This is a genomic window from Amycolatopsis lexingtonensis (assembly GCF_014873755.1).
In the GTDB taxonomy this organism is placed as follows: Bacteria; Actinomycetota; Actinomycetes; order Mycobacteriales; family Pseudonocardiaceae; genus Amycolatopsis; species Amycolatopsis lexingtonensis.
Map to the genome: position 1 here is coordinate 262323 of NZ_JADBEG010000001.1, position 26961 is coordinate 289283.

Sequence of the window (26961 nt, forward strand, 5' to 3'; positions counted from 1 at the left end):
ACGATGACCGAGAACCAGGCACCCAGGGCGTACCAGATCCGCACCTTCGGCTGCCAGATGAACGTGCACGACTCCGAGCGCCTCGCCGGGCAGCTTGAGGACGCCGGGTACGTCCCGGTGAGCGCCGGGTGCAAGCCCGACCTCATCGTGTTCAACACCTGCGCCGTGCGGGAGAACGCCGACAAGAAGCTGTACGGCACCCTCGGGCACCTGCGTCCCGACAAGGTCGCCAACCCCGGCCTGCAGATCGCCGTCGGGGGTGTCTCGCGCAGAAGGACCGCGGGGAGATCGTCAAGCGGGCGTCGCGGGTAGATCGTCTTCGGGACGCACAGCATCGGGTCGCTGCCGACGCTGCTCGAACGCGCTCGGCACAACGCCGAGGCCGAGGTCGAAAACCTCGAGTCGCTCGAGACCTTCCCCTCGACGCTGCCCGCGAAGCGTGAGTCGTCCCACGCGAGCTTGGGTGTCCGTTTCGGTCGGGTGCAACAACACCTGCACCTTCTGCATCGTGCCCGCGCTGCGCGGCAAGGAACGCGACCGCCGGCACGGCGAGATCCTCGCCGAGGTCGAGGCCCTCGTCGCCGAGGGCGTGCTCGAAGTCACGCTGCTCGGCCAGAACGTGAACTCCTACGGCATTAAGCCCGCCCGATTGTCAGTGACTTCTGCGGAGGATTTCGTCGTGACCTGTCGGGCGAGCGAGACGTGTCGATGTCGCCGCGGTCGTCGGGCCAGTTGACGAGTTGATGTTTCTGGCGGATGCTGGAGCTAGTGGTGTCGATGCCGGGCGGTCACCTGGACCGCCGTCACCAGCCTCTCCCTTGCCATGAAGCACCGGAGGTTTGTGATGTCCGAATCTACTGCGAGCGCGCCGCGTTTCTTGACTGTTGGCCAGGCGGCAACGCTGCTGGGCGTTTCTGCCATGACCATCTACCGCGCTATAGATGAAGGGGCTTTCCCGGCGATTCGAACGCGAGGGCGCATCTCGATACCCGCGAAGGCAATCGACGCGATGGAAGAAGTCGCAGTCTCGGAAATGAGGGCGGTCGACGCCAGTGAGTTCACACTGCCGGTGATGAGCGGCGTCGATGCTGCCGGCAAGTGAAGGCTCTTCTTTGGGGCGCTGGCAGCCGATCTTAGTGGCCGCAGTTCTCAGGTTGCGGTTAAGCGCGAATTGGTTCCTGTCGCGCTGATGCTGGGTTCGCAGCCTGAGGGTGTCGGCCTGGCCGTGGGTGGGGGTGTACAGAGTGGGGGAAGTTAATTCCCTGTCACGAGCGACAGCTGCGCCTTCGCCCATAACGAACGCGTCACAATCCATTTCTCCTCCGGCGTAGTGGTGTACCCGTTTAAGGATGCCCAATTTGAGTGCGGCGTCTCGTGCTCGGCGAACGGTCTTAGGATCGAGACCGGCGCGCTCGGCCCAGTGGCGAATCGAGATGGAACCCCGTGTCGCGAGGACTGCGTACGCGAACGCATCGAGAACCGCACGCAAGCTACTGATCCGGACGCCGGCGATCGTGTTGGTCCGCACTATCGTGCTGCTTCCGTACGACAACTGCTTGTCCAATGCTGAATGAAGCACGGCGCGGACGTGTCGTAGCTGACGAGGTGACGGGTCGTTTTGGTGGTCACCGGCCTGACCTGGTTCAAGGCGTCGTCGTCGCGGCCTGCTTTCGGTCGCCTCGCGAAGTGCGGGTAACCAGCGGCTGCGGCGCCAGACGTCTCTTCCGACGTGGGCGGCCTGCGTTGGGGATGCTTGGCGGAAAAGGTCCCAGGCCTGCTGCTCGGTGAGGCGGCCTTCGGCGGCGGCAATCGTGGTGGCGGGCGCCCAGAACCAGCGCCGCCAGGCTTGCCGCCCGATCTCGCGGGCCTTGGTGCCGGCGAGGTTGGCGAATGCCCAAGCGTGCGCCGTAGCGTGGCCGGCGCGGGCGAGCGCGAGGGCGTGGCCGTACTCGCGTTCGGACCTGCTGCCACCGGATGCGCCCCGTCGACGCGCTGGTCTTGGAGCCCGCGGGGCCCTGGCCGGGACGAGATCCGGCACGTCGCTGGTCGTCAACGTGCAGCTCAGTATCGGGCTGGGCAACGCGTGTCGATGTGGTGAGGAGGTGAGCCGGAGGGTTGAGCGGACGGTGGCGGAGACGTTCTGCCAGGTGGCAACCGCGTGGACGACGCGCTGCAGTTCCTCGCGGAGGCACGGCGGCGCCTTAATCACGAGGTGGGTGTGGCCCGGGCGACCGGAGGAGCGCCGGAGCCAGGGCAGCCCATGGCGGTCGACCCAGAGGAGCAGCTGTTCGGCGACGACCTCGCCCGCGTCGGCACCAGCGCCGGTGTCTTCGGGGTCGATGTCGATGGCAATGAGGGGCTGGCGGAGCGTGCCGACGATGGCTCGCGCGGCGCCGTCGGTGTTGAGGATGGCGGCTGCGGCGTCGAGGCGGTGGGTGATCGTGTGCGCGCGGTTGTCGGCGTCGATGACGATGAACGGCGCTCGGAAGAGTGCCTGGTCGAGGCGCGACGGTAGGTAGGTGTCGGGCATGGGAGTCCTCGGGAGTTCGGCCTGGACGGGGCCAGGCGCTGGCGCTGGTTAGCGCGGGACGTCGGCCGGAGTGCGCCAGGGCCAGCGCAGGGGCGGGGCGAGGACGGCGAGGCCTGGTGCCGCGGTGTCGATGCGGAGGATGGCGGCGGTCCAGGTCATCCCGATGCCGATGCCGAGGAGGGCGACGTGGTCGCCGGGGGCGACGGCGCTGCGGGTCAGGAGGTGGGTGAGGCCGATGATCTGGTCGTTGGGTCCGATGTGGCCCCATTGGTCGCCAGCGTGGCAGAGGGTGCGGTCGGCGGTGATGCCGAGCGGTTGCAGGCACTGGGTGTCGAGCAGGTGTCGACCGTAGTGCGGCAGCAGAATCCAACGCAGCTGGTCGAGGTCGAGCTGGGCGTCGCGGAGCGCTTCGTCGACGACGGCGCGGACGCCCTCGTGGTTGCGGCGGATGACGGAGGCCGCGCCGACGAGGGCGGTGTATTGGCGTTTGCGTTCGCGGATGCGTTCGATGCCGAGCTCGGTGGTGCCGGCGGGGGCGAAGTGGTGGTTGCCGCGGTGGAGTTGTTCGAGGGTGGGGTCGGTGTAGGAGCTGGTGGCGAGTACGCGGGCGAGGCCGGGCTGGCGGCCGAGGATGATGGCGGAGCCGCCGTCGCCGTAGGCGATGCCGTGGTCGGCGGTGAGGTGGTCGAAGGCGGGTGGGCCGAAGGTTTCGCCGCCGGTGAGCAGGACGGTGGCGAAGTCGGGGCTGCCGGCGAGGACGCGGGCGGAGATGTCGATGCCGCCGACGAGGCTGTTGCTCATGGCGTTGAGCTCGCTGGCGATCCCGCGGCAGGCGGGCAGGCCGAGGCGGCTGCGGACGTAGGCGGCGCGGGACCAGAAGTCGATGCCGCGGCTGCCGCGCCAGATTGCTGTGTGGAAGTGCAGGTCGGGCACCGGGAGCGGGCCGGTGGTGGTCATGGCCATGGAGGCGAGGGCGTTGCAGCCGGCGCGGACGGCGAGGTCCATGCCGGTGCTGTCGCGGGCGATCGAGACGGCGCGTTGGCTGGTCGCTCCGTGCGGTGTCTGGCTGGACTCGAGGTCGTCGACGGCGACGATTTCGCCGAGCGCAGCGCCGACGCCGCGCAGATGCAGGTTTCGCCAGCGCATCGTCAGCACCGGCCCAGCTGGTTCGAGTGTGCCGGGATGTCGGCGTGGTCGGCGACGATGGCCTCGACCGAGCAGTAGTAGGCCCGCAGGTGCTGGCGGGTGATGCCGGCGCAGGCGGCGATTTCGTCGAGCGTGAGCGGCCCGCCGGGTGGCGGGTCGGCGAGTAGGTCGCGGGCGGTGTCGGTGATCCAGGTTCGCATGACGTCTTCCTGATCGAGCCGGTCGTGTGGCACGCCAGGTGACGGGAGGCGCCGAACGGGTCTGGTCGGCGGGTGGCGTGATGCTGGATGGAGGGCGAGTGCAGGGTCAGGTGCGGCGGGCGCGGCCGCTGCGCCGGGTGAGCAGGGCCTCGTGGTGGGCGCGGCGCAGGTCGGGGATCTGGTCGCGGACCGCGTGGTCGAGTTCTGGTATCCGGTGGACGTCGGTGTCGAAGCCTGGGTCGGTGCGGAACACGAGGGCGAGGACGGAGGCGTTGTTGCTGAGGTTGACCACCGCGTACGGCAGGGTGGCGGGGATGTAGACGATGTCGCCGGCCTGCGGGTGGAAGGGTTGCATGGCGTTGCCGGAGAGGACGGCGACGTGGCCGCTGATGATCGCGATCGCGCTCTCGGTGGCATCGTGACGTTGCGGGGCGAGGGTGGTGGCGCTCGGTAGATGCATCCGGCCACCGGAGAGCGCGCGGGTGGGCACGGTTCCGGTGCGCAGGATCGGGGTGAGGGTTTCGGCTTCGCCGGCCAGATTCCCGGCCGTGGACGGTATCGGTGTCGTCGTGGCGTCCATCTCGACAGTCCTTCCAGGCGGCTTTAGCGGGCGGGGGTGTCGGTGGTGTGGTGGGCGAGTTCGCAGGCGAGTTCCGCGTTGGCGACGGCGTCGGGGACGAGCCGGCGGCCGTGCCCGCACGCGGCGGCCACTGCGAGGACGGGCCGGTCCAGTTCGGTCTCGACCAGCCGGAGCGCGGTGCGGGAGTTTTTGGGGTGGGTTTCGTCGACAAGGCCGGCGATGACGTCGATGTCGCGGCGCAGGTGCTGCAGCGCCCGGTAGAACCGCGGATCCGTCGACGGGGCCTGGGTGCCAGTGCACATCGGGATGTGCGCGGCGGGCATCGGGATCCGCAGCCGGTGTAGCTGTTTGTGCAGCGCGTTGAGGAACTGCACCGCGGGCACGAGGTCGGTCAGCGCGAACAGGGGTTGGTGGCCGAGGTCGCCGTGGCAGAGGTGGATCCGCCACGTCGCCTCGCGCGGGCCGTCGGCGAAGACCCGGGCGACCTGCTTGGCCAGCGCGCGCACGGCGGCCGGCCACAGGGGCCGCGGGGTGCGGTCCAGCGTGGCGAGCACGGCGGGGGTCTCGAGTTGGAAGACGACCTGGCTGCCGTGCTGGCGGTGGATGGTGTGGACGTCGTCGAGCACGGCCTGGCGGAACACCGGCAGGTGCGTGACCGCGGCGCCGGGGCTGCCGAAGGTGAACAGTGCCAGGTCGTAGGGGTTCGGGATCGACACCTGATGCGGCGGGAGATCGCGGTCGTCGTGGAGCTGGGCGCGGGCGGCCATGACGGCGTCGGTGTGGACGGCGCGGCCGAGGGACAGGTCGTCGGATTCGAGCCAGCGGCCGTGCTTGAGGCGGTAGGTCGGCATGTCGTCGTAGTCGGCGGAGGCGCCGGTGCGGACGGGTTCGAGGGCGTCGACGGCGGCGAGGCCGTCGAGCCAGTCGATGATCCACCGCGGGTCCGGGTCGCATGGCAGCCCGCTCAACGTCGTGTCGGGGGTGTGGTCGAGGAACCACTGCATCGTCGCGCGGTGGTCGCCGGTCAGGACGGCGGGCAGCGATCCGACGAAGTGCACGGCCCGCACGTCCTCGCGTGTGGCCGAGTCGAGCTGGTCGGTGCTGGGGTGGCTGAAAACGAGCGTGGACATGGAGCTCTCCCCTGTTCGGCGAGTGGGTGTGTGGTGGTGCGGGCGTGGGGAGGGCGCCCGGCGGGGACATGGGAGTGGGAGGTGCGCGGGCCCGCGATCGAGGGTTGAGATGGGGCGCGGGCCCGCGCGGTCTGGTGGTGATCAGCCGGTGACGGCGACGTGGCCGGGCTTGGGCTGCGGCTTGGGCGCGGTCCGGTCACCCGGGTTGTCGCCCTGCTGGTGCCGATCACCCGGCTGGCCAGGCTTGCCCGGCCGGGACGTCCCGGGTGCGCCGGGCTTGTGCGTCGGGGCCGGGCGGGTGCCGGTGGGCGGGTTGCCGGTCGGCGGCGGCGGGGTTCCGGCGCCGCAGCTGACCGTCGCCACCGTCACCGTGATCGCCGTGCCGGGGGTCGGCTTGGCCGAGGTCGGTCCGCCCGATCCGCCCGTGCGGGTGGGGGCGGTGCTGGTGGTGACGGTAATGACCCCGGCGGTGCCGTGCCCGCCGCCGGTGACCTTGAGGTTGCCGCTGCCCGCCTTGGGGGCGCTGGTGGTGATCGAGCCGTTGCGGCAGGTCGCGGTGAACGGCCCGACCGTGGTCCCGCCGACCCGCACCGACGCGACGTGGGCCTCGGCGAACCCGGCGCCGGCTTGCAGACTGATGCCGCTGGCCACGACCGCGCCGCTCGGGGTGGACACCGAGCCGCCAGCGGTCTTGATCGCGCCGCTGCTGGACACGCTCGGCCGGGCGGTGAGGTGTTCGCCGCCGGAGACGGAGATCCCGCTCGCCATCGACGTCGCCGCCGCGGCAGCGGCGAGAGCGGGTGGCGCGGCGGTCGCCGGGGTGCAGCTGGAGACGAGGGTGGTGAAGGTGCCGATGAGCAGCGCGCCGGCTCCGGCAGCGATGAGGGCAGTACGAGCGGTATTCATGACTGATCTCTCCACAAAGTGTTGGCGCGATGGGATTAGCGGATGGCGACCGGAGTCCCGATGGGCACCGGGTCGATGGGATTGGTTAAGGTGGCGAGGGCGTCGGCGGGGACGCGGATGCATCCGTCGCTGGACGGGCGGCCGAACACGTCGGTGGTGGGCCAGCCGTGGATGCCGGTGGTGCCGGGCCCGCCGCCGTAGGTCGAAAAGGTCGCCGAGTGGATTCCGAGCGGGAAGATCACCGGGCTGAACTTCTGCTTTGCATCCGTCATCGAGGCCAGGACGAACGTCCGCCCCGCCGGGGTCGGTGCCGCCGCGGTGCCGACGCCCACGCTCCAGGTGCCGATCTGCTGGTGGTCGCGGTAGAGCGTGAGCTGGAAGGCGGCCCGGTCGATCACGATGCGGTCGGTTGTCGACTTGATGGTGAGCGTGCTGTCCTGAGTGGACAGCCAGCCGGTGGAGCCGTTGGGTCGTGACGGCAGCAGCACCTGCACCCAGCCGGGCTCGTCGGCGATGACCGGCACCCAGGTGTCGGATCCCAGTTGCGTAGTCGGCAGGACGGCGATGGCCGCTCCGCCGGGCTGGTCATACACCGGCACCGGCACGGTCGGATTCACGAGCTGCCCGTCCGGGACCTCATCGGCGGTCACGTCTTGCGGAGCGGCCGGGATGGTGCTGAAGGTGCTGGCCTCCGGCAGCCCCGCGAGATTCGGGATCGCCCTGGCGGCCACGACCGGGGCGTGCAGTTCGACGCCCAGCTCGACCGGGTCGGCGCCGCGAGCGCCGTCGAGCGCGGGCTGCGATGGTGCGAGCAGCGCGCCCGCGGTGGCGACCAGCGCGATCCCGGCGAGCCAGAGCGCGAGCACCCGCCACCGGTTCGGCGCCGGCTGTGGCATCTCGGACATGAAACGGTCCTTCCTCAAGGTCGATGGAGGCCGCGGCGATCCCGCCCGCGCTCGAGCGGGACCGCCACGAAAAGAGCTGGGGCTACTGGGAAAGCGCGTCGATGAACCCGCCGGCGGGTGTGCCGAGGCCGGTGACGTTGTCCCAGCCGGGGCCGCTGCGCAGGTGCTGCGGGCGGGCGTCGAAGTCGATCAGGTAGCTGCCCTGCCCGCCGGGGACGGCGACGCCGCCGAAGGCGTGCATCATCGGCGTCCACACCCCGGCCTTCTGGGGCATGACGTCGGCGATCGCGCTCGACCCGCGGAGGCTGTAGAGGACGGGGGTGAGCAGCCCGGCCCGCGCGGTGCCGGAGCGGGCCTGCTGGGCGTCGACGACGAGCCCGGCGATCAGCGGTGAGGCCAGTGAGGTACCGCCGTAGGAGCCGATCCCGAACTGGCCCTTGACGGTCTGCCCGACGAGCATCCCGGTGTAGGAGTCGGCCAGCGCCGCGATGTCCGGCACCGCCCGCTTCCCACCTGCGCCGGGGACGGCGCCGGCCTGCCAGTCCGGCGCGTCGTAGAGGGCGGAGCTGCCACCGCCTGAGCCGGATGCGAACGGACCATCCGCATCCTTCTGCGGCGCCCAGCTGTTGCCGGACTGGGTGTTGCCGCTGTTCTCCCATCCGGTCAGCACCTTCGGCTGGTTGTTCTGGTCCAGGCCGACGCTGGTCCCGCCGACCGCGACGACCCAGGGGCTGGAGGAGGGGAAGCTGGTGGTGGGGTGGCCGACGGGGCCGGAGTTGTTGCCGGCGTCGCCGGTGGACACGGTGATGGTCTGGCCCTGGATCGATGCCTGCAGCGCCATGCTGTTGAACTGGTCTCGCGCCGCCTGGGGCAGGGAGCGTTCGCCGTCGGCGTTGCCGTAGCTGTTGCTGATCACGTCCACGGCGTTGTCGGTGACGGCCTGGTTGAACGCGTCGTAGATACCGGTCCCTTTGCAGGTTTTCCCGGCGTAGTAGCGGATCTTCGCGCTCGGGGCGATGGTGTGGGAGGCCTGCACGTCGAGGGTTTGCTCGGCGTTCCAGCCCTCGGCGCCGCATTCCTGCGCGTCGGTGAATCCGCCCTGCGGTAGCACGGCACTGTACTGCCCGGCCGCCAGCGGCGGGACGCCGAGTTGGGCGGCGGCGTTGTTGGTGTCGGCGACGATGGTGTCGGAGTTGTAGGCGCCGACGACACCGATCGTCGTACCGGCACCGGTTTTTCCGTTGTCCAGCTTGTACATGGCGCGGACCTGCGTGCCGGTGTAACCGCACAGCGAGTTGGACTGGAAGCCGGCCGGGTATTTCTGCGGGACGTCGGTGTTGTTCTGCTCGCCCCACCAGCGCGCACAATGCTGCTCCGCTGCCGCGGCTGCCGTAGCGGTGGGGCGGGTGTGCTGGGGCTTGAGCAGGGCGGCGCTGTCGTCCAGGCCGAGCACCGCGGTGATCGAGGAGCGCAGGGAGGCCGGCACGGTGACTGGCGATGCCGGGGCCGTGAGAGTGCGGATCGCGCCGTCGACGCGGGTCCGGAACGCGGCGATCCTCGTCCCGAACGCGGCTTCCAGCGCGGTGGTCGGGGCTTCGGCGTCGACGAAGTGCCGGTTGGCGCTGACCCCGGTCACACGCAGCCCCTGCGTGCCCAGCCACTGCGACACCTGGTCGACGGCATCCTGCGTCGGGGCGAATCGGTCCAGGAACGCCTGTGAGGACAGGAACTTGCCATGCTCGGCGCTGCCCGGTGTCGCCAGCTGTGCGGCGAGGCGTTCGGCGCCGGGCTGGTCGCGCAGCGCCAGGGCGACCTGGATGTGCCGGACGGTGTTTCCGTTGCTGCGGGCGACTTCGGTGTGTGGGGTCGCCCAGGACGGGGTGCTCCCGGCGATCGGCGCACGGCCGCCGGTGTCGCTCGCGGGGGTGTCGGGTGCCGCGACGGCGGTGGCCGCGGTGGAGGCGAGTAGGGCCGCGGACGCGGCGAGGGCATGCCAAAGACGGCTGTGCATCGAGGTTTCTCCTTGTATTAAAAGGGAAACGCCATCCAGCGGTCTGCCCGTCGAGTGACGGGGTGCTGGGGCGTGCCTCGTGCCGCAGCCAGGAATACGCGAGGTGGGCTGAGCGGAGACTTCGGATGATGTGGACCGGCCGTGCGGGCCTGGTCATCGTGACGGTCGCGGTGCGACCGGAGAGGGATCTACTTCGGAGGTTGTCGTCGGATCGACACGCCACGGCGGTCCGCGGGCCATAACGTGGAATGATGATGATCTGAGCACGTGTCAGTCCTAACGTGTCAGCCGACCGTGCCTGCACCACGCCTCGCCCGGCGTGAACACGATCCGCCTTGCTGAAACGAACAATAACCAGTTCTCGGCAAAAGTCAACGTGTGTGTCTGTCGATCGGACGTCTTTGTACGCCTAACTGGACTTCTCTCGACTCATGTTGCAGAACGTGTGTAATTAGGTGCTTCTGGTGATCTTCGCTGTGTAGCTGTTTTCGGCCGATCGACCGAAACACACATAGCTACTGAGCGTAGTCGGAGTGCTGCGACCTGGTTGTTGACGATTAACCCGATTGAGTGTTCCCTCGGTTAACGCTTGAGGGGCGCGGTGCTGCCCGTGGTACGAAACATGACACGGAGCGCGGCATGCCTAGGGTGAACGCGTTTCTCGCCGGCGAGGGGCTGGTGCGGGCGCTGATCGGTGCCCGTGACGAGCAGGGACGGTACGAGGAGGAGCAATGCTGGAGGCGCAAGTCGCGGCGGCAAGCATCACGATCACCACCGGCGTGACGCGCTTGCATCATGGCGCGTAGACCATCACCGAGTACCGGTTTGCCGGGCGCGGCCTATCCCACGACACTCATCGGCCAGTCACGCAAGGTGATCGAGGTTGAGGGCTATCTCGACGAAGGCATCCCTGTCGTGACGATGACGGGCAGTGGCGGAGTCGGAAAAACGCGCATGGCCGGAGAAGTCTTCTGGCGGCGACGCGATAGCTACGACGCGGCGGCCTTCGTTCGCCTCGCCGAAATGAGCGACGAGGCAGAAGGCGAACCCGCGATCGAGCGAATCTGCAACTTGCTACTCGCAGACTTACGCGTCGCGAATCACCAGCCTGACGCTCAACCCTTGGACGTCCTGATCGGGTTCCTGCGTGACCGACGCGTCTTGCTCGTGCTGGACAACTGCGAACAACTACTCGGTCCTGTCCAAGAACTCGTGGACCTGCTGATCAACCAGGCGCCACAGCTGCAGATCCTCGCGACCAGCCGCGCCTGGCTGCAAATTCACGGCGCGCGGATCGTGCACATCAATCCACTTCGCGTCCCGGAGGAGAACGCCGACCGCGCCGAAGCCGAGGACTGCGACGCGGTCCGGTTGCTGCAAGACCGCGCCGCCCTGGCTGGGCGGCCGCTGACCGCGGACGACGACTGGTCGGTCATCGTCGGGCTCGTGCGCTGGTCCGACGGGATTCCGCTGATCCTCGAACTCGTCGCGGCCCAGCTGAGCACCGGACGGTCTCCCCGCGTGGTGTTCCAACGGCTGGAGGGTGGGTTGTCCCTGCGGTATGCCCCGGGCACCCGCGGAGTCCAGACGCATCATCTGGCCCTGGACGTGGCGATCGGCGAGTCCTGGAAGCTGTGCTCGGAGGTGCAGCGGCGGGTGTGGGCCCGGTTGACGGTGTTCACCGGTGGCTTCACCCTCGAGGCGGCCGAGCAGGTCTGCGCCGACGCCGCCGTCGATCGTGCCGAGATCCTCCCGACCCTGGACTACCTGGTCCAGCACTCGATCATCGAAGGCGCGTCCGCGGAGGGTCGGTACCGGCAGCACAACTATCTGCGAGAGTACGGCCGGCGGTGCTTGCGGCATTTCGGCGACCAGGACGCGATCGAGGAACGCCTCTGCGCGTGGGTCGCCCAGCTGGCGCGGGACGCGGCTGACGGCTGGTTCGGCCCGGACGAAATGTGCTGGCTGACCGGGGTCAACGCCGAGTCCGGCAACATCGCCACGGCGGTGACGTGGTGCGCCGAACGCGGGCAGGTGGAGCGCGGGCTGACGATCATGGTCGACCTGCTGCGCACCGGCGCGCCGTACTTCTTCGCCACCGAGATTCCCGTCTGCCGCCAGATCGAAAAGCTCCTGCGGGCGAGGCCCGCGAAGCCGTCACCGGTGCGAGTCTCTGCGCTGGCGATGGTCGGCTGGATCTGGATCGCACTCGGCGCTCGCGACCGCGGCAAAGCCCACCGCGACGAATGCCTCGATCTTGCCCGGCAGCTCGGCATGGAGAACGCGCCAGCGGTGCAATTCGTCGACGGCACCTACGACGCGCTGGCCCTGGGACGGCGCAGCGGCTACGCGAAGCTGGACGCGGCCCGGGAAGGATTCCGCGCGGCCGGAGCGCACGGCTCGGAATACATGGCGGGGCTGTTCCACGCCCTCACCGCCGGCTTGCTCGGCCCTGGCGAGGAAGCCGACCGGATGTCGCAGTGGTGCCTCGATGAGGCCCACGCCAGCGGCGCGGAATGGGCGATCACTTGGGCGGAATGGACCCGCGGACTGCCCGAAGGATCCCGGCCGCAGGCCAGCGCCCGCAACGCACTGCGCGCGCAGGTGAAACTCGGCGACCTGTGGGGACCCGCGTGGGGCGTGGAAGAAGAAGCCCGCAAGCGGGTACTGGCCGGTGACTACCTCGGCGCGGCGTACCTGTATGGCGGGTCGGACAGCCTGCAGTCCCGCCACGGCGTCCGGTTCAACGGCCTACCCGGGTTACGCCATCACCGCGACATCGCGATCGACGCGATCATCCACGGCACCGCAGGAGAGGCAGGCATCGGCGAAGAGGCATTCGAGGCGGCACGAGCTGCCGGCGGCCGGTGGCGCGACGACCGCATCGTGGCCTTCGCCCTCGGCGACACCGACCCCGCCTCGCCGCCGCTGACCGAGCGGCAGTGGCAGATCACCCGCCTGGTCAGCGACGGGAAGTCGAATATCGAGATCGGCGCGGTCCTGCACAATTCGGCGCGCACGGTCGAAGGCGACCTGACGAAGATCTACCGGCAACTGAACCTGCGCGGCCGTACCGAGCTCGCCGAGTGGTATCAGGCGTACGTGGCGGCTAGCGACGGCTCCACTGCACCGGAAGCGCTTCCACACCGCGAATGACCCCGAAGGTACGCCGCACGGCGGCGTGTGGCTGAAGCTGGACATCGGGGAGCGCGCGCAGCAGCTCCTCCAGCATGACCCGCAGCTCGACCCGAGCCAAGTGGCGGCCGAGACAGCGGTGCTCACCGGCACCCCACCCCAGGTGCGGCGTCCGACCGCGCGCGCGGTCGAGCCGGAACGCGTCCCCCTGGTCGAAGTGGCGTTCGTCGCGGTTGGCGCTACCCCAGGCCAGCAGCAGCCGATCCCCAGGTGAGAGCGGCATCCCGCCCAAGTGAGTGTCGGCGGTGACGGTGCGGCCGGTGGCCGCGACGGCCGGCTCGTAGCGGACCAGCTCCTCGACGAACGCCTCCAGCAGCCCGAAGTCGGCCACGATGCGCTCGCGCAGCGCGGGATCCTCCAGGAGCTGCAAGATTGCAGTGGCGCAGGCGTCAGCGGTGGTCAGGTGCCCGGCCGCGACCATCAGCATGGTCATCTTGACCAGCTCGTCCTCGCCGGCGGCGTGTCCATCGGCCTCGGTCATGACCATGCGCGAGAGCAGGTCATCGCCGGAGTAGGCACGGCGTTCGCGGATCTGCCCGAGCAGGAAGTCGGCGTACACCCGGCCGATCTGCTGGGCCTCGGTCAAGGTGCCGGTGCCGTAGAGCGCGCGGACGTGCTCCGAGAGCCACGCCCGCTCCATCTCGGCCAGCCCGAGGACGCGCCCGATGACCAGGGGCGGCACCTGCTGGGTGAAGGCGGCGACCACGTCCGCCGCCCCGTGCGGGATCAGTTCCTGCAGCGTCTCACGGCAGATCGCCCGCACGTACTGCTCCTGAGCCGCAGCGGCCGCCGGGGTGAAGAAGTTCGCCAGCGCGCGCCGCCACCGGTGATGGTGCTCCTCGTCGGTCTCGAACATCGGTGCCACCGCCTCCCGCATCTCGGTGACCACCGCCGCCGCGCCCAGCCCGTCGACGTAGGCGCTGAACCGTGCCGGGGCCTGTGCGGCCTCGCGGATCTCGTCGTACCCGGTAACCAATACGAACCCACCCAGCTCACCGCTGCGCGCGACCGGACACCGCCGCCGGATCGCGCCCAGCGTCTCGTACGCCGTCGCGGCTGTCACGGGATCGAGATGGTTGAACCCCCGTGCTAACGCCGTCGGATCGGTGACAGTCCCGCGCGTCGGCGCGTCCCCCGAATTCAGCACCATGACTTCCTGACTAGTCGTTCGCAGACCGCGAAATCAACCCTCCACCAGGAAGGAATACGGCCCGTGCGGGAAATGTGCGGACCCGCAACGACCGCAAACACCCCCGCATGACCCCCGCAATCGAAGACTGCGGGATCCGGCGGGCGCATCCGGGCGTCTGAGGTCTATCGCGTCCGTCAGGATGGCGGCAACGCGCTGACCTGCTGTGATGAAGATCCATCGCGGCAAGGGCTGACCAGGGGGCCGGTGGGGACCGGCTGGATCGACAACATCCAGGGGAGAAAAGTTGAATTACACAAGAAACGAGGACGAGGAGTTCCGCCGGCGCTGCGAGAGCCTCATCGCCACGCTGCCGATTCGGTACCCGTTCGAGCTACGCGCCTTCCTGAAGGCCGTCGGGAAACAACGAGAAATGACCGTGGTCCTGGGGCGGATGCTGACCGGGCGCAGCGGGACCAGCGGCCTGCTGGTGCGCATGCGGACAGAGTGCCTGCTCGGGGTCGCGGCTGCTGCCGTCCCGACGCACGTCTACCACATCGTCTTCCACGAGGTCGGGCACTGGGTGCTGGAGCACCCGGGCGACTACGTGTGCAGCCGCCGCACGGGCACCGGCAGCCAGCGGGAGCTCGAAGCCGAGCAGTTCGCCCACCAGCTGCAGGCGCACGTGCGGGCCGGGACCGCACGTCACCGCGACCGCCAGCTCCCGCCAGGCCGGACGGCCCTGCGCGCCGCCTTCGGGGCCCGTCGCCACCTGTGTGCCGATGGCTGACGCGGTCACCGTCCTCTGGTACGGCGCCGCCGCTGCGGGCGTAGCGGAATCGGCTCGGAAGATGTTGGTCAACCGCGGTGTCGGCTACACCCTCAGCCGCCATCTGTTGACGGCCGGCACCTCGTGCATGGCGCTGTCGATGGCGGCCGGTGACCCGATGACCTTGGACTGGGCGGACGCCCTGACTGGGCTGCACAATGTCGCGATCGTCGTTCACCACGTGCTCGGGATGCTGGCGATGGTCTTCGTCGCCGCGTTCCTGCATACGCTCGGGCGGCTGCGCCTTCCCATACCCGGCGTGGTCTCGATCTTCGTGGTCTGCGCCGCGGCGATGGTCACCTTGTACGTGCTGGCCGGCGCGCACACGTCCTTCTTCGCCTCGCCCCGCAACCCGGCGCTGCCTTCCCAGCTCTACAGCGCGATCTACCTGGGCTACATGGTCGGCTGGCTGGCGCTGCTGCTGCTCGGGCTGACCGTGGTGGCCGCGGGCGAGGTGGCCGGGGTCCGCGGCGGCGTTGCCTTGGCCCAGCTGGGTATCGCGGTGTCGCTCGTTGGATTGTGCTGGCGCTTCGGTGGCGCTATCCGGTTGCTGGCTACCCCGGACCATCTGCCCCGGGGCAGCCACTTCGGGGTATTCACTGACGCCGCTGGGCTGCTGCTGTTCATTCTGGGCTCGCTCTTCGCCGCGGCGACCCGCTCGGTGTTCGACCGGCGCGACCGGCGCCGCACAGCACGCCAGGACGCCGCGATCGAACGCCTGTGGCGACGGACGCGGATTCTGCTGGCCAGCCGCCGCCGGCCCCCGTTGACTCAGCCCCAGAAGCTGGTCGAAATCGAAGACGCGCTGCTCGTCGTGGACCAGCTGATCGACTCTGCGACGCGCCGCGCGATACGGCGCGACCTTCAGGACCTCGCACCTGTCTGCGGCATGGACATCGAACCGATGGCCACCGCTGTCGAGATCGAGGTCGCGATCGCCACCCTCGTCGCGCACTTGTCGCACCCGTCGAGGAGGCACCTCCGCGAGGGCAGCACCGACGATGCCGAGGATGCGGAGGTGTGGTGGCCGGAAACCGAGCGGCTGCACGTCGACGACGGCGCGCGACTGGTCTGGTTGGCTGCTGCCGGTGACTCGTTGAGCGACTGCTGGGTGCAACGGCTGGCGACGAAGGTGAGACCGAGTCAGTCCGCCGCCCGCAGCCGGGCGTGATGGCGGGGTGCAGGGCCACCGGACCGTCAGCCAGGCCGACCATGGCGGGCGGTACGAGCGATCCGCTCCAGCACCTTCAGCAACTGCTGCTTGTCCGCCTCCTGGGCGCCGTCGAGGTAACTGGTGATGCTCCGGGCGTTGACACCGATCCCGCCGAACTCGGTCATCAGCTCATGGGCCCTGCGGTCGGTCTCGTCGTAGGGCAGCGCAAACTCAGCAGCCGCAACGTTGGCGTAGAGCAGCTTGTGATGGATTCGCCAGAACTCGGCCAAGGCATCGTTAATCTGCGGGCGTGCGTTCTCCCGGATTCCACCCTTGAAGTTGTGGAGGGCTTGCTTGGTCAAGGTCAACCCGCTGCGGGCCTGCACCCATCGTGCGACCAACGGGACCCGGGCAACGAAGCTACGGAATCCGGGCGTCTCGTCGGCGGCCAGGCGGGCGATCTCGTCGGTCTCGACAATGGGCTCACCGTCGAGCACGTAGTAGGTCGACTCATGGTCGAACAGGTACGTCAACCGCTCGGCGAAGGTGTCCAGAGTCAGCAGGTCGAGGGTGAGTTGCTGCTGGGCGGCGTAGGAGCGGTGCGGGATCGGCGAGTCCAGGTACTCGGGCGAGGTCGATTCCCAGCTGTCGAAGACCGGCTCATCCTCATACCGTCGTCCCACACCGCACCCCACCCATTTTCGTGACCATCTGGGTCAGACTTCGCCGCGATGGACCGTGTTTGACACATCGCAAGTTCCGTCTACCATCGAATGCAAAGAGCCACACTCGTTGCGAGTATCTTCGGTTTACTGAGGGAAAGCAACCCACGCCACCCCGTACAGGGGGTTGGAGCACGGTCCCGCTGTGACCGCCGCACCCTTCACCGGCGCACCACCGCTGAGGGGAGGCCCGTCATGATCACATCCGAGAACCTACCCGTGGACGTTCGCTCCGGTGTGGACGCGCCGGAGACCGAGCCGCGGGCCACGCCCGCGGAGGACGCGGTCGAGGTGCTCGACTGGTCGCCATTCGGCCGGATCGTGCCGATCCTGGCCGCGTCGCCCGGGGCCGGAGCCACGAGCACCGCTGTCGCGATCGCCGATGCGCTCCAGCTGGCGGGCCGCTCGGTCCTGCTCGTCGACGCGGGCGATCCGGTCCGCTCGGGACTCGGACGTGCTGCGCGGGCCGACGGGCCGCGCAGGGACGGGCCCGGTTCCGCGGCCGGCGTCCGGTTCTCCCGGCGGGCGCGGGCGATCCTGGCGCGACTCGATGTCGCGGAGACCGCCGGAGAGCCGGTGTTGTTCCCGCCGCCGCCGTACTGGCATCCCGGCGGCGGCCGGGGTGTGGACGTGACTGTGGTCGACGTCGGCCACGACCCGTGGCGGCTGGCCTCCGATCCGACGCTCGGGCCAAGGCAGTGGCTGCGGGTCGGCAGCCCGTCACCGATTCCGGCATTGGTGGTGCGGCCCACCGTGCCCGGACTCGCGCACGCCGAACAAGTCCTGGCCCGCTTGGCGCCGTGGGTGCGCGCGGGCGCAGTCACCCCGCCCACGCAACTGCTCGTCGTCGGGGCTCGCCGCTGGCCGAAGGGAGTTGCGGGTACCGCGGGGCGCCGCACCAGCGTTCTGCTACCTGACGCGGTGTTCTTTCCCCACAATCGCGAGATCGCCACCCATGGCATCACCGAGGACGTGACACCCTCTTCGCTGCGGACGCCTGCCGACCGCCTCCTCCGTTACTGGCGGGTGCTGCCGCCGCGGACACGCCGCCTAAGCCCTCGATGGCCATCTCCTGCCGGCGGGCGTGATGGCCGTATCGCCGAGCGCGACACCGGCTGAGACCAGCCCGCCGCGCAACTAAAGAACTTCAACGCCCTCCCACTTGACCCGCCTGACGTGACGTCGGGCGGTGCGATGTGGAGGGCGCGATGTCCGCGCACATTGTCATCGACTGGCTCGTCCAGATCCCCAATCCGACACCGGTGCCGCCCCCGGTCGGCGGCGACAAGATCCTGGGGCTGCTCAACAACGTCAAGTGGGGCGCGGCCGTCGCGCTGATCCTGGGGTTCTTCGTCGGGCTGATCGTCTGGGTCGGCGGCCGCTGGGTCGATCACCACCGTGCCGGGAAAGTCGGCGTCGTCATGATGCTCTGCGCCGTCGCCGGCGCGATCCTCTACGGCATCGGCTGGTCGCTGATCAACTCGTTCGCGGGCGGCTGAGCCATGTTCACCACCACCGAATCGTCGCGCGCCCGCAGGCGAACGCGCCGCCTGATCATCGTCGTCCTGCTCGTCGCCGCGGTCGCCGTGGTGCTGGTTGCCCGGCGGGCAACGGCACCACCGTCGTCCCCGCCGGCAAGAACTTCGCCCGGCGCCGCGCCGTCGCCGACACCCACGGCGCCGGTCGACGAGGCGACGGCGCTAGCCACCCGCCCCATGCTGACCCTGCCGCCCGAAGCGGCCCTCCCGCACGAACTGACCGCCGCCACGGCCGGGCCGCCGATCACCGTCGCGCGACCGGCGCCGATCGCGAACCGCCTGATCTCCGACGGCTTCCCGGCGACTGCGGAAGGCGCGTTGGGCTGGCTGACCGACTTCAACGAGACGGCGCTGCGCGGCGGTGACCCGGCCACCTACCTGCGGGCCTACGGCGAGTCCGCGCTCCCGCACGCCCCGTCCCCGCAAGGCAACGGCCTGCTCGCGCTGCTCACGTCCTTCCGTGACGAAGCCGGCATTCGCGCTGGTGAACTCGAGCCTGGCCTGACCGTGACCTACGAGGTCACGCAGGGACTGATCAAGGGCACCGCCGACGAGGGCCGGTTCGCGGTCGTCTGCACGCTCGGGCAGCTGAGCTTCGACTACCAGGGTCAGAGCACGAGCATGGGCATCGGCGACTGCCAGGCCTTGCGCTGGACCGGGTCCGCCTGGCGCATCGCTCCCGGCGCCCGCGCGGCCTACGCCGCCTGCGCGTGGCCGGGCAGCACCGAATCGGTCGCAGCCGGCTACCGTCCCCTGACCCGGGAAGGTGCCCGGTGAGCCCGCTGGATCTGCTCGACACGCTGGGCGGCCTCGCCGGCAAGGCGGTCAGTGCGACCGCTGCGGGAATCTTCGAGCCGCTCATGAAGGCCACCTGGGCCTCGGCCTTGTTCATCCTGCGTACCGCCTTCGAGCTCGTCGACCAGTTCTCCCTCTTCACCGTGTCCACCACGGACGGACCGGTGTCGATCCTGTGGCCGATGACGCTGTGGATCTCCGGTGCCATCGCGCTGGGCATGTTCTTCTGGCAGATCATCACCACCGTCCTGCATGGCGGCCGCGGCTTCGTCCGCCTCATCACCGGGCCGATCCAGTACGGGATCGCCCTCGCGGTGACCGTCGGCGTGGTCGCGGCGTTCCTCGCCGCCGCCGACGGCCTGACCGAAGCGGTCCTGTCCACGGGGCTGCAGGTAGGGAACTTTCGTGACGCGCTGACCATGACCGGGTTCACCGACGCGCTGTCCGATGAGGTCAAGAACATCGTGCTCGGCTTGGCCGGAGCTTTCGGGGTGATCCCCGCCGGGCTGGGGTTTGCGGTCGAGGCGGTGTTCCGCGAGGCCACGATCTACGTCGTTGTCGCCACGGTCCCGATCGCCGCGGCCGGCCTGGTGGCCGAGGTGACCGCACGGTGGTACTGGAAACTCGTCCGCTGGGGCCTGGTCGCCATCGTGATGAAGCCCGCGCTGGCGTTCGTGCTCGTGCTGGCCGTCGCGATCGTCGGCGGCGCACAAGGGCTGTCCGGGCTGCTGGCCGGCATCGGGGTGCTGTTCCTCGCGCTGTGTGTCCCGTTGGTGCTGTTCAAGCTGTTCGCCTTCGTCGACCCCGACTCCGACCCGCAAGGCGCGTTCCGGGACAAGCTATCCGATGCGGGTCTGGACTCGTATGGCGCCAACAGCGTCGCCGGGCGCATCGCCGGGGCGTTTGCGAACAAGGCCCGCACCGAGCGCGCTGACGACAGCGGCGACGGCGGAGGCGAGGACGGTGGCGATGGCCAGGAGCAGGCTAACGTCGACCGCTTCGACCAGGCTGCGGCCGAGGACGACACGACCGCCGGGCCGATCGACGCGACCGGTGACGAGCACACCTCCGGCGACGCGGCGGGGGCCGGCACCGCTTCCGGTTCCGGTGGGGCGGAAGTCGGCGTGTCCAGCGGCGGTGACGGAGACTCAGGAACTGATCCGGCAGAGCCGTCTGTCCCCGAGACTGGCGGTCCTGGCGCGGCGAGCGTGACGGGGGCCGTCGACGACGGCGATGGCGATATCGGCCAGTCACCACCTCCGGACCCGCCCGGCGATACCGGACCGCCGACCCCGCCGACCCCGAAGCCCGACAATGGGCCGCGACCGGACGACGGCGGGGCCGCGGCCGGCGAAGCCGAGGAAGCGGCGGTGCTGCTGTGAGCGCGGCCGCCCGGATCTACAAAGGACTCTCGCGAAAGGAGCGCGCGGGCTGGATCATCGGCTTGACGCCCGTGCAGGCGTTCGTCTGCGTCGGACTCGCCGTCCCGGTGATCCTCGCGCTGGCCGCTGGACGTTTCGGCCAGGCGCTGGTCCTGGGCGGGCTGTGCGGCACGGCCGCAGCGCTGGTGGTCGTGCCCGTGCGCGGGCGTCCGGCGCTGCGCTGGCTTGGGCATCTGCTGCTCTACCGCACGGGTATTGCGCTGGGGTGGTCGCGGTGGCAGTCGCGGGCGGTCGCCGGGCAGGTCGAGGACCTGGATGAGCCGGATCTGCCCGGGGTGCTGGCTCGGCTGCGGTTCCCGGACGGTCCGCCGCTGCGGGATGTGGGCCGGGTGTGCCTGATCCACGACACCGGCGACGGCCGGTGGGGCACCACCGCCCGGCTCACCCACGCTGGGGTCGGGTTGCTGTCGGACGCCCAGTGCGAGCGGCTGGCCAACCGGCTCGGGAACCTGCTGCTGTCGATCGGGCATCGCGAGGTCATCGACCGGATGAGCCTGCTGGTGCGGACCGTCCCCGACGACGGCGCTGACTACCAGGCATGGCGCGCCGCCCACGACGTCCCAGGTGCTCCCGCGCTCGCGCGGCAGGCGAGTGAGGAGCTGGATCGGCTGGTCGGGGCAGTGTCGGTGCGGCACGAGGTGTTCGTGACCCTGTCCGGCACGGAAGGCGCCCTCCGTCGCCCGGCTGCCGCGGCTGGTGGCGGGGTCGCTGGCCGGGCCGCGGTGCTCTACCGCGTCCTGGACGGGCTCGAGGACAAACTCAAATCCCTCGGCGCCACAGGGGTGAAGTGGCTCTCGGGTCCGGAGCTGGCGGTCGCGGTCCGCACCGGGTTCAACCCGGCCAGCGCCGCCGGCCTCGCCGCGCGCCGCCATCGCGCGGGCACCGAGGCGGGAGTTCGGTGGGCGACCGCGGGCCCGGTGCATGCACCAGCACCCTCGGCGCGGGCGTACTACCACGACGGCTTCGCCACCGTGTCCTACTCGGTGCTGATGCCCGAGGCCGGGACGATATTCGGGTCACTGGGCGGGCTGCTGGCGGTCAAGACGGCCGGGGAGCGCCGTAGCCTGGCCATCCACTACGAAACGCTGTCCCAGCATCGGTCCCGCAAGGCTGTGCGCCGGTTGCGGTTCCGCACCGGCGCCATGCGGGACTGGAAGTCCTCCAAAGGCTTCAACTCCGGCGCCGCCGAAGCCCGCGAAGCCGGCGGCGCGCGGGCGCAGGAGCACGCGGTCGCGGCCGGGCACGGCATCGTCCGCTTCGCCGTCGCCGCGGCCGTCACGATCCCCGACACGTGGAACGTCGAGGACCACGCGGCCAAGCTGGAGAACGACATCGCCGGCCGCTTCCAGCTGCTGCGGATGGAGCTGGCCCAGGACGCCGGGTTTGTTGCTGCTGTCCTGCCGGTCGGTGTGGGACTGCCTCGGCTTCGGGGTGGGTCATCGTGAGCCACCGCACCGACGAGCGGACCGCTGCGGAACTGCTTGCGAGTTTCGGGCCTGCGCTCAGCACGCGACCGACGGGCCGTCGACGTCCGGACGGCCGTTGCGCGCGCGTGAACCGGCGAGTTGCGCCGCGGCGGGGGTTCGCCCGGCCCGGGTGCGGCTGGTCGCCGGTGGCGGCGCCGCTGCAGGTCTATCAGGCCGGCACGCACGTGCTCGGCGGGTTGTTTCCGTTGCTGGCGGCGAGTCCGCTGCCGGCGGTTGGAGCGCGTATGGGCTACGACGTCCACTCCGGCGGCGCGTTCTACCTGCATCCGGTCGAGTTCGTTCTGCGCTCGATCTGCACCAACCCGAACGTGGTCTTGTTCGGCGAGCCCGGCCGCGGAAAGTCCTCCACGGTGGTGGCGTTCCTGCTGCGGATGATGCTCACCGGCGTCCGCACCCTGATCTCCGGCGACGTCAAAGGCGAATACACCCCGCTGCTGCACGCCCTCGGGGTCACGCCGATCATGCTCGGCCGCGGCAGCAGCGCCCGCCTCAACGCCCTCGACCTCGGCCCCCTGGCCGCCTGCTGGGACGCCTGGTCGACCGAGCGGCAGCGCGACGAGCTCGACGGCGTGCTGGGCCGGTGGGTGCAGCTGCTGGTCGCGCTCGCCGAAGCCCAGGGCTACCGGCCCACCGTCACCGACGAAGCCGCGCTCTCGGCGGTGCTGCGGCAGCTCCTCGGTGTCAGCGACGGCTACACCCACCTCAAGCCCATCACGATCCCCGATGTCCACCGGATGCTGTCGGACCCGGATGACCAGCTGTGGCAGGAACTGCGCTTCGCCGGCCGCCGCCAGTTCCTCGACCACCTCCGGTCAATCACCGACGCACTGGCCAACCTGATCAGCGGCCCACTGGCCGGTCTGTTCGACGCCCCCACGAACTTCACCGTCGACTGGAACGCCCCCATCCAAAGCCTCGACCTCTCGCAGCTACGCACCCGCGGCGACCAAGCCGTCGCCGTCGCACTGACCTGCCTGGGCTCGTGGTCGTCGCTGGCCACGGATCTGCAGGAGGACGGGGAGCTGCGGATCGTCGTCCGGGACGAGATCTGGCGGCAACTGCGCCTCGGCCTGCGCGCGGTACAGGCGGTGGACAGCGAACTGCGGCTCTCGCGCGCGGAACGCAAGATCCAGGTGTTGGTCAGCCACAAGCCCGGTGACTTCCTCTCCGTCGGTGCCACCGGCTCACAAGAGGTCGCCATCGCCCGCGACCTGCTGGCCCTGTGCTCGATTCGTGTCCTGCTTGGACAGTCGACTCGCGTGGCGAGTGAACTGGCTGATGTTCTTGCACTGTCGGATAAGGAACACGAAGCCACCACGGGCTGGGCCAACGACCGGCAAGGCCGCGCGCTCTGGAAGATCGAAAACCGGACCGGGCTCAAAGTCCAGACGGTGCTCAGCCGGATCGAGCGGCAGGTCTTCGACACCAATTCCCAGTTGGTCCGGCGGCCGAATCCGCCGGCGCACAGCGATCTCGTGGAGATGTCGTCGTGAGGCCACACGGGATGGTTGCTGCAGTTGCCGGTGCGCTGGTCGGCCTGGTGATGCTGCCGATTCTCGCCCTGGCCCTGATTGTTGTGCCCGCGGTGACCGCGACGGTCGTGCAACTGAGCGGCTGCGAACAGGGCGGTCCCGGCGGCGGCTCGGTCGTGGTCGACCGTCAGCAGCTGGGTGCCGGCGAGATGGACGTCGCGCGCACCATCGTCGACGTCGTGCAGCAGCGCCGGCTGCTGCGGCGGGCCGCGGTCCTCGCGATCGCGACGGGGATGGTGGAGTCGGGGTTGCGCAACCTTGACTACGGTGACCGCGACTCGCTCGGGGTGTTCCAGCAACGCCCGAGCCAGGGCTGGGGCACCCGCGAGCAGATCCTCAACCCCGTCTACGCCACCGGCCGGTTCCTCGACGCCCTGATCGCCCTGCCCGGCTGGGACACCATGGCCCCGGGCCGAGCCGAGCAGGCGGTGCAGCACAGCGGCTTCCCGGACCGCTACGCCCCGCGCGAACCGGCCGCGGCAGCGATCGTGGATCGCTTCTGGACCGGGCCCGACAACCCCGCCCCGCCGGCGCCACCTGGCGGCGCTGACGTCGTCCAGGCGAAGACCCTGTGCCCGGACCAGGGCGGATCGGATGTCCCTCGCGACCCGGGCCAGGTCGATCCGACGAAGCTGCCGCCAGGGTTCACCTTGCCGGACGATGTCCGCCAGCGCGCTGCGGTCGGGTTCGCCCTGGGCCAGCTCGGCAAGCCCTACGTGTGGGGCGCGAAAGGCCCGGACGCCTACGACTGCTCCGGGCTGATGCTCGCCTCCTGGGCCGCGGCCGGTGTCGGGATTCCCGCCGGGACGGTCAGCCAGGTCCACGCCGGGCACGCCGTCTCCTCGCTGGATCAGGTGCAGCCCGGGGATCTGCTGTTCATCCCTGGCTCGCTGGGCACCGCGCAGGTACCGCGGCATGTCGGGATGTACGCCGGACACGGGCTGATCGTCAACGCCTACGACACCGGCACCGGCGTCATCCTCGAACCGCTATCGGCCTGGACTTCGAAGATCGTCGCGATCCGCCGGATCGCCGACCCGAGTTCGCCCTCCCCGCCACCGGGAGGGAGCCCACTCCGATGAACGTCGCTGTGTTGCTGCTCTCCCGCTGCCCGGGAGGAGCGGCCGATGCCGCGCACACGCACCGACACCCTCAATCTCGACCGCGACGTCGCCCTGATGGGCCTCGCGGTCGCCGCCTTGACGATCCTCTGCGCGCTCGGCGCGATCGTCGTCATCGCCGCTGTCCTGGTCACCGGCTTCCACGCCGGCACCTGGAGGTGGCCGCCAGTCACCACGTGGCCTGGCTTCGCGCTGACGGCCGCCTTCCACGCCGCTGATCCGGGGCCGGCGTTGCCGGTCCCGTGGTCGGCCGCAGTCAGCGACCACCAGTTGGCGTTCTACATCTGGTTCACCACGGTCACTGTGCTCACCGCCGGCTTCACCGTCGGTACGGCGATCCCGGTCTGGAGACGGGTCGCACCGACGGATGCCGGACACGCCACCCGCCGGGAGCTGGCGAGGAACCTGTCGGTCGCCGCTGCGCGCGCGACGGCGGTGTGGACTCGGGGAGACCTCAGCGACGAGCAACGCCGGACCGCGCCGGTCGAGGAGATCGCGGTGCCGCTGCACCGCGGGCCCCTGCGCCAGCAACTGGTCACATCGCTGGAAACCCCGACCGGCACGATCGCCCCGACCCGCTCGGGCAAGTCGAGGACCGACCTGGTGCACAAGGTTCTCGCCGCCCCGGGTGCGTTGGTCGCTTCCACGACGAAGAACGATCTCGCCGAGTGGTGTCTGCTGGCCCGCACCCGCCGCCCTGCTGCCGGGCCGGTGCTGGTGATCGACGCCACCGGAACGCTGTCCTGGCCCGCACACGCGCGCTGGTCCCCGGTCACCGGCTGCGCCGACCCCGCCGTCGCGCTGCGGCGGGCGGAGACGCTGATCGAAGCGTCCTCGCTTGGGCTGGAGAACGTCGGCGGCAACGACAAGGTCTTCCGCGGCCGCGCCACGATCGTCATGCAGGCGTACCTGCTCGCCGCAGCCATGTACTACCGGACCGTCGATCACCTCGTGCGGTGGTCGATTGCGAAACCCGCAGACCGGGAGCCGGTCGAGCTGCTGGAGCAGCAGTATCCGCAGCTGGCGCAGAACCTGGAATCGGAGATCGGGATGGTCGCCGAGACCTCCGACGCGGTCTGGATGAGCGTGAGGCGTGCGATCGAGCCGTTCATGAACCCCGCGGTCCGCTACTTCGCCACCCCCAGCCCTAGCGAGGAACTCGACATCGACGAGTTCCTGCGCCGCCGCGGCAGCCTGTTCATCATCGCCGGGGAACACCAGGCGCCGCAGGCCCGGCCGGTGTTGACCGCGCTGGTTGAGCAGATCCTCACCACCGCTCAGGACACCGCTCTGCGCTGCGATCGCCGTCGGCTGGAACCACCGGCGACGGCGATCCTGGATGAGTTGTTCGCGGGGACGCCGGTGCCGCGGTTGCCGGCGATCATCGCCGACTCCGCCGGTCGTGGCGTGCTGATCCACTGGTCCGCGCAGTCACGCTCGCAGCTGGATGAGCTCTATGGCGAGCCGGGCCGGCTGCAGCTGATCGACAACACGCTCACCTTGACCGCTTTTCCGGGGTTGAAGGACGATAAGACGCTGGAGTGGCTGTCCACGCTGTCCGGACAGCATCGCCGCCGGACCCATCAGCACCACAGCGACGGACTGTTCAGCGTGGGCCGCGGCGCCAGCGGCGAGGAGACCGTCCCGACGTTGCGCGCCGGCGACATCCGCACGCTCGACCGCGGCCGGGTGCTGATCCTGCACGGCAACCTCCGCCCCATCCTCGGCCGCACCGTCGACGTCGAACACCGCCCGGACTGGCCCCAGCTGCAAGCCGACGTCGCCGCGATCCGCTCCGGGAACGCCGCCATCGCTCCTGACGGCCTCCCGCTGGTGCTGCCGGGTGTGGGGGATCTGCGATGAGCGACGACGACATCGCCGAACGCCCCGACGACGAGAATCGGCAGCAGCCGCGGTCGCTGGATGACCTCGACGAGGTCGTCGCCGGGTTGGAGACGCTGGCACAGGCCCTGGGCCGGCAGATCGAACAGCTGACGAAGAAACTCGCGGAGCTGACCGATGAGCCGGAGAGCGATCCGCGACTCGCACGGTGGCTGACGTTCCGGCCGCCGGACGCGGCCGAGGACAAGCAGCACCGCGAGGAAACACCGCTGTTCACGATCGCGCACTTCGTGCAGTACTACAACGAGACCTACGTCGGCAATCCCGGCACCCGCGCGGTCGCCATCCCCGATTGCTGGCTTGACCATCCCGGACTGGTGGCCGAGATCGCCACCCTCGCCTACACCTGGCGAGAAGCCCACCTGGGCAAGAAGGCCACCGCCCGCGATGCGCAGTACTGGCACGACCATTGGCGCCCCGGCTTCGCTGAGCGCATGGCTACCGAATGGGTCCATCAACGCTGCCGCTCCGACGGCCACAAGACCGCCGGCGCACCGGCTCGCCCCGATCGCTTCACCCTCGAACATCGCGAACGGGAGGCACGGGCAGCGGCAGAGGTCGGCGTCGACGACCCGCTGACCGTGCCCGGCCGGCCATGATCGCTTACGCGCCTCCGGTTGCGGACGCGCGAATCGAGCCCCCGGTTCGTACGTGTGTCGGTGGTTGCGCTGTACATCGCGTGCGTCGTCAGCGCGAACTGGCTGATTT

Annotated in this window: 23 protein-coding genes and 1 pseudogene; 15 read left to right on the top strand and 9 right to left on the bottom strand. The window is 69.9% G+C overall.

The genetic code is table 11. From position 1 onward, the window contains the following. Positions 1-3 precede the first annotated feature (3 nt). The 3 genes and pseudogenes from H4696_RS01255 to H4696_RS01265 form a co-directional block, all read left to right on the top strand. Positions 4-640, top strand: a pseudogene (locus H4696_RS01255) (radical SAM protein); the annotation flags it as partial. A 183-nt stretch (positions 641-823) separates the two neighbouring features. Beyond that, a complete protein-coding gene (locus H4696_RS01260; protein ID WP_225955557.1) occupies positions 824-1102 on the top strand; it encodes a helix-turn-helix domain-containing protein in 279 nt (92 codons plus the stop codon). 1056 nt (positions 1103-2158) lie between these two features. Next, positions 2159-2515, top strand: coding sequence for a hypothetical protein (locus H4696_RS01265; RefSeq protein WP_086860627.1), 357 nt, complete (start codon positions 2159-2161; stop codon positions 2513-2515). A 63-nt stretch (positions 2516-2578) separates the two neighbouring features. On the opposite strand, the gene H4696_RS01270 is transcribed toward H4696_RS01265, so the two are convergent. From H4696_RS01270 to H4696_RS01300, 7 genes are all read right to left on the bottom strand, one after another. Then, complete coding sequence (locus tag H4696_RS01270; protein ID WP_143265105.1) at positions 2579-3676, bottom strand: 3-oxoacyl-[acyl-carrier-protein] synthase III C-terminal domain-containing protein; 1098 nt, start codon at positions 3674-3676, stop codon at positions 2579-2581. Positions 3677-3678: 2 nt separating this feature from the next. Further along, the gene (locus H4696_RS01275) at positions 3679-3876 is read right to left on the bottom strand and encodes a hypothetical protein (RefSeq protein ID WP_086860631.1); all 198 of its coding nucleotides are present in this window, start codon (positions 3874-3876) and stop codon (positions 3679-3681) included. A 106-nt stretch (positions 3877-3982) separates the two neighbouring features. Further along, entirely contained in the window at positions 3983-4456 is a 474-nt protein-coding gene (locus H4696_RS01280) for a cupin domain-containing protein (protein WP_086860633.1), read from the bottom strand. Positions 4457-4479: 23 nt separating this feature from the next. Beyond that, positions 4480-5586: a hypothetical protein gene (locus H4696_RS01285; RefSeq protein WP_192781988.1), complete on the bottom strand. Its 1107-nt coding sequence runs from the start codon at positions 5584-5586 to the stop codon at positions 4480-4482. Between the two features lie 141 nt (positions 5587-5727). Next, positions 5728-6492 (bottom strand): hypothetical protein, encoded by a 765-nt coding sequence (locus H4696_RS01290; protein ID WP_192781989.1) that lies wholly within the window; start codon positions 6490-6492, stop codon positions 5728-5730. A gap of 35 nt (positions 6493-6527) precedes the next feature. Next, entirely contained in the window at positions 6528-7397 is an 870-nt protein-coding gene (locus tag H4696_RS01295) for a L,D-transpeptidase (protein WP_225955558.1), read from the bottom strand. Positions 7398-7479: 82 nt separating this feature from the next. After that, a complete protein-coding gene (locus tag H4696_RS01300) occupies positions 7480-9408 on the bottom strand; it encodes a S53 family peptidase (RefSeq protein WP_086863545.1) in 1929 nt (642 codons plus the stop codon). 873 nt (positions 9409-10281) lie between these two features. Here H4696_RS01300 and H4696_RS01305 point away from each other — a divergent pair. After that, a complete protein-coding gene (locus tag H4696_RS01305; RefSeq protein WP_158104393.1) occupies positions 10282-12564 on the top strand; it encodes an ATP-binding protein in 2283 nt (760 codons plus the stop codon). On the opposite strand, the gene H4696_RS01310 is transcribed toward H4696_RS01305, so the two are convergent. After that, positions 12518-13666 carry a cytochrome P450 gene (locus H4696_RS01310; protein ID WP_249027163.1) on the bottom strand — a complete coding sequence of 383 codons (1149 nt, stop codon included), beginning with the start codon at positions 13664-13666 and terminating at the stop codon, positions 12518-12520. The two genes, H4696_RS01305 and H4696_RS01310, sit on opposite strands and share 47 nt — an antisense overlap. Before the next feature lie 373 nt (positions 13667-14039). Here H4696_RS01310 and H4696_RS01315 point away from each other — a divergent pair, with 373 nt between their 5' ends. Beyond that, the gene (locus H4696_RS01315; protein ID WP_086863542.1) at positions 14040-14522 is read left to right on the top strand and encodes a hypothetical protein; all 483 of its coding nucleotides are present in this window, start codon (positions 14040-14042) and stop codon (positions 14520-14522) included. Continuing rightward, positions 14515-15732, top strand: a complete 1218-nt coding sequence (locus tag H4696_RS01320) for a hypothetical protein (RefSeq protein ID WP_086863541.1) — start codon at positions 14515-14517, stop codon at positions 15730-15732. The genes H4696_RS01315 and H4696_RS01320 overlap by 8 nt, the downstream gene beginning before the upstream one ends. Before the next feature lie 26 nt (positions 15733-15758). Here H4696_RS01320 and H4696_RS01325 read toward each other — a convergent pair whose 3' ends face one another. Next, a complete protein-coding gene (locus tag H4696_RS01325) occupies positions 15759-16397 on the bottom strand; it encodes a hypothetical protein (RefSeq protein WP_086863540.1) in 639 nt (212 codons plus the stop codon). Positions 16398-16631: 234 nt separating this feature from the next. Here H4696_RS01325 and H4696_RS01330 point away from each other — a divergent pair, with 234 nt between their 5' ends. From H4696_RS01330 to H4696_RS01370, 9 genes are all read left to right on the top strand, one after another. Further along, positions 16632-17555, top strand: coding sequence for a hypothetical protein (locus tag H4696_RS01330; protein WP_086863539.1), 924 nt, complete (start codon positions 16632-16634; stop codon positions 17553-17555). A gap of 89 nt (positions 17556-17644) precedes the next feature. Further along, complete coding sequence (locus H4696_RS01335; RefSeq protein WP_225955559.1) at positions 17645-17935, top strand: hypothetical protein; 291 nt, start codon at positions 17645-17647, stop codon at positions 17933-17935. Positions 17936-17938: 3 nt separating this feature from the next. Then, positions 17939-18751, top strand: coding sequence for a hypothetical protein (locus tag H4696_RS01340; RefSeq protein ID WP_225955560.1), 813 nt, complete (start codon positions 17939-17941; stop codon positions 18749-18751). Further along, positions 18748-20151, top strand: coding sequence for a hypothetical protein (locus H4696_RS01345; RefSeq protein WP_086863537.1), 1404 nt, complete (start codon positions 18748-18750; stop codon positions 20149-20151). Before H4696_RS01340 ends, H4696_RS01345 begins: the two co-directional genes overlap by 4 nt. Further along, a complete protein-coding gene (locus H4696_RS01350; RefSeq protein WP_086863536.1) occupies positions 20148-21656 on the top strand; it encodes an SCO6880 family protein in 1509 nt (502 codons plus the stop codon). The genes H4696_RS01345 and H4696_RS01350 overlap by 4 nt, the downstream gene beginning before the upstream one ends. Continuing rightward, positions 21653-23191, top strand: a complete 1539-nt coding sequence (locus H4696_RS01355) for an ATP-binding protein (protein WP_249027162.1) — start codon at positions 21653-21655, stop codon at positions 23189-23191. The genes H4696_RS01350 and H4696_RS01355 overlap by 4 nt, the downstream gene beginning before the upstream one ends. 11 nt (positions 23192-23202) lie before the next feature. Continuing rightward, positions 23203-24312 carry a C40 family peptidase gene (locus H4696_RS01360; protein WP_225955561.1) on the top strand — a complete coding sequence of 370 codons (1110 nt, stop codon included), beginning with the start codon at positions 23203-23205 and terminating at the stop codon, positions 24310-24312. 45 nt (positions 24313-24357) lie between these two features. Then, on the top strand, positions 24358-26214 hold the full coding sequence (locus tag H4696_RS01365) for a type IV secretory system conjugative DNA transfer family protein (RefSeq protein ID WP_086863534.1): 1857 nt from the start codon (positions 24358-24360) through the stop codon (positions 26212-26214). Then, positions 26211-26852 (top strand): hypothetical protein, encoded by a 642-nt coding sequence (locus H4696_RS01370; protein WP_086863533.1) that lies wholly within the window; start codon positions 26211-26213, stop codon positions 26850-26852. The genes H4696_RS01365 and H4696_RS01370 overlap by 4 nt, the downstream gene beginning before the upstream one ends. Positions 26853-26961 lie beyond the last annotated feature (109 nt).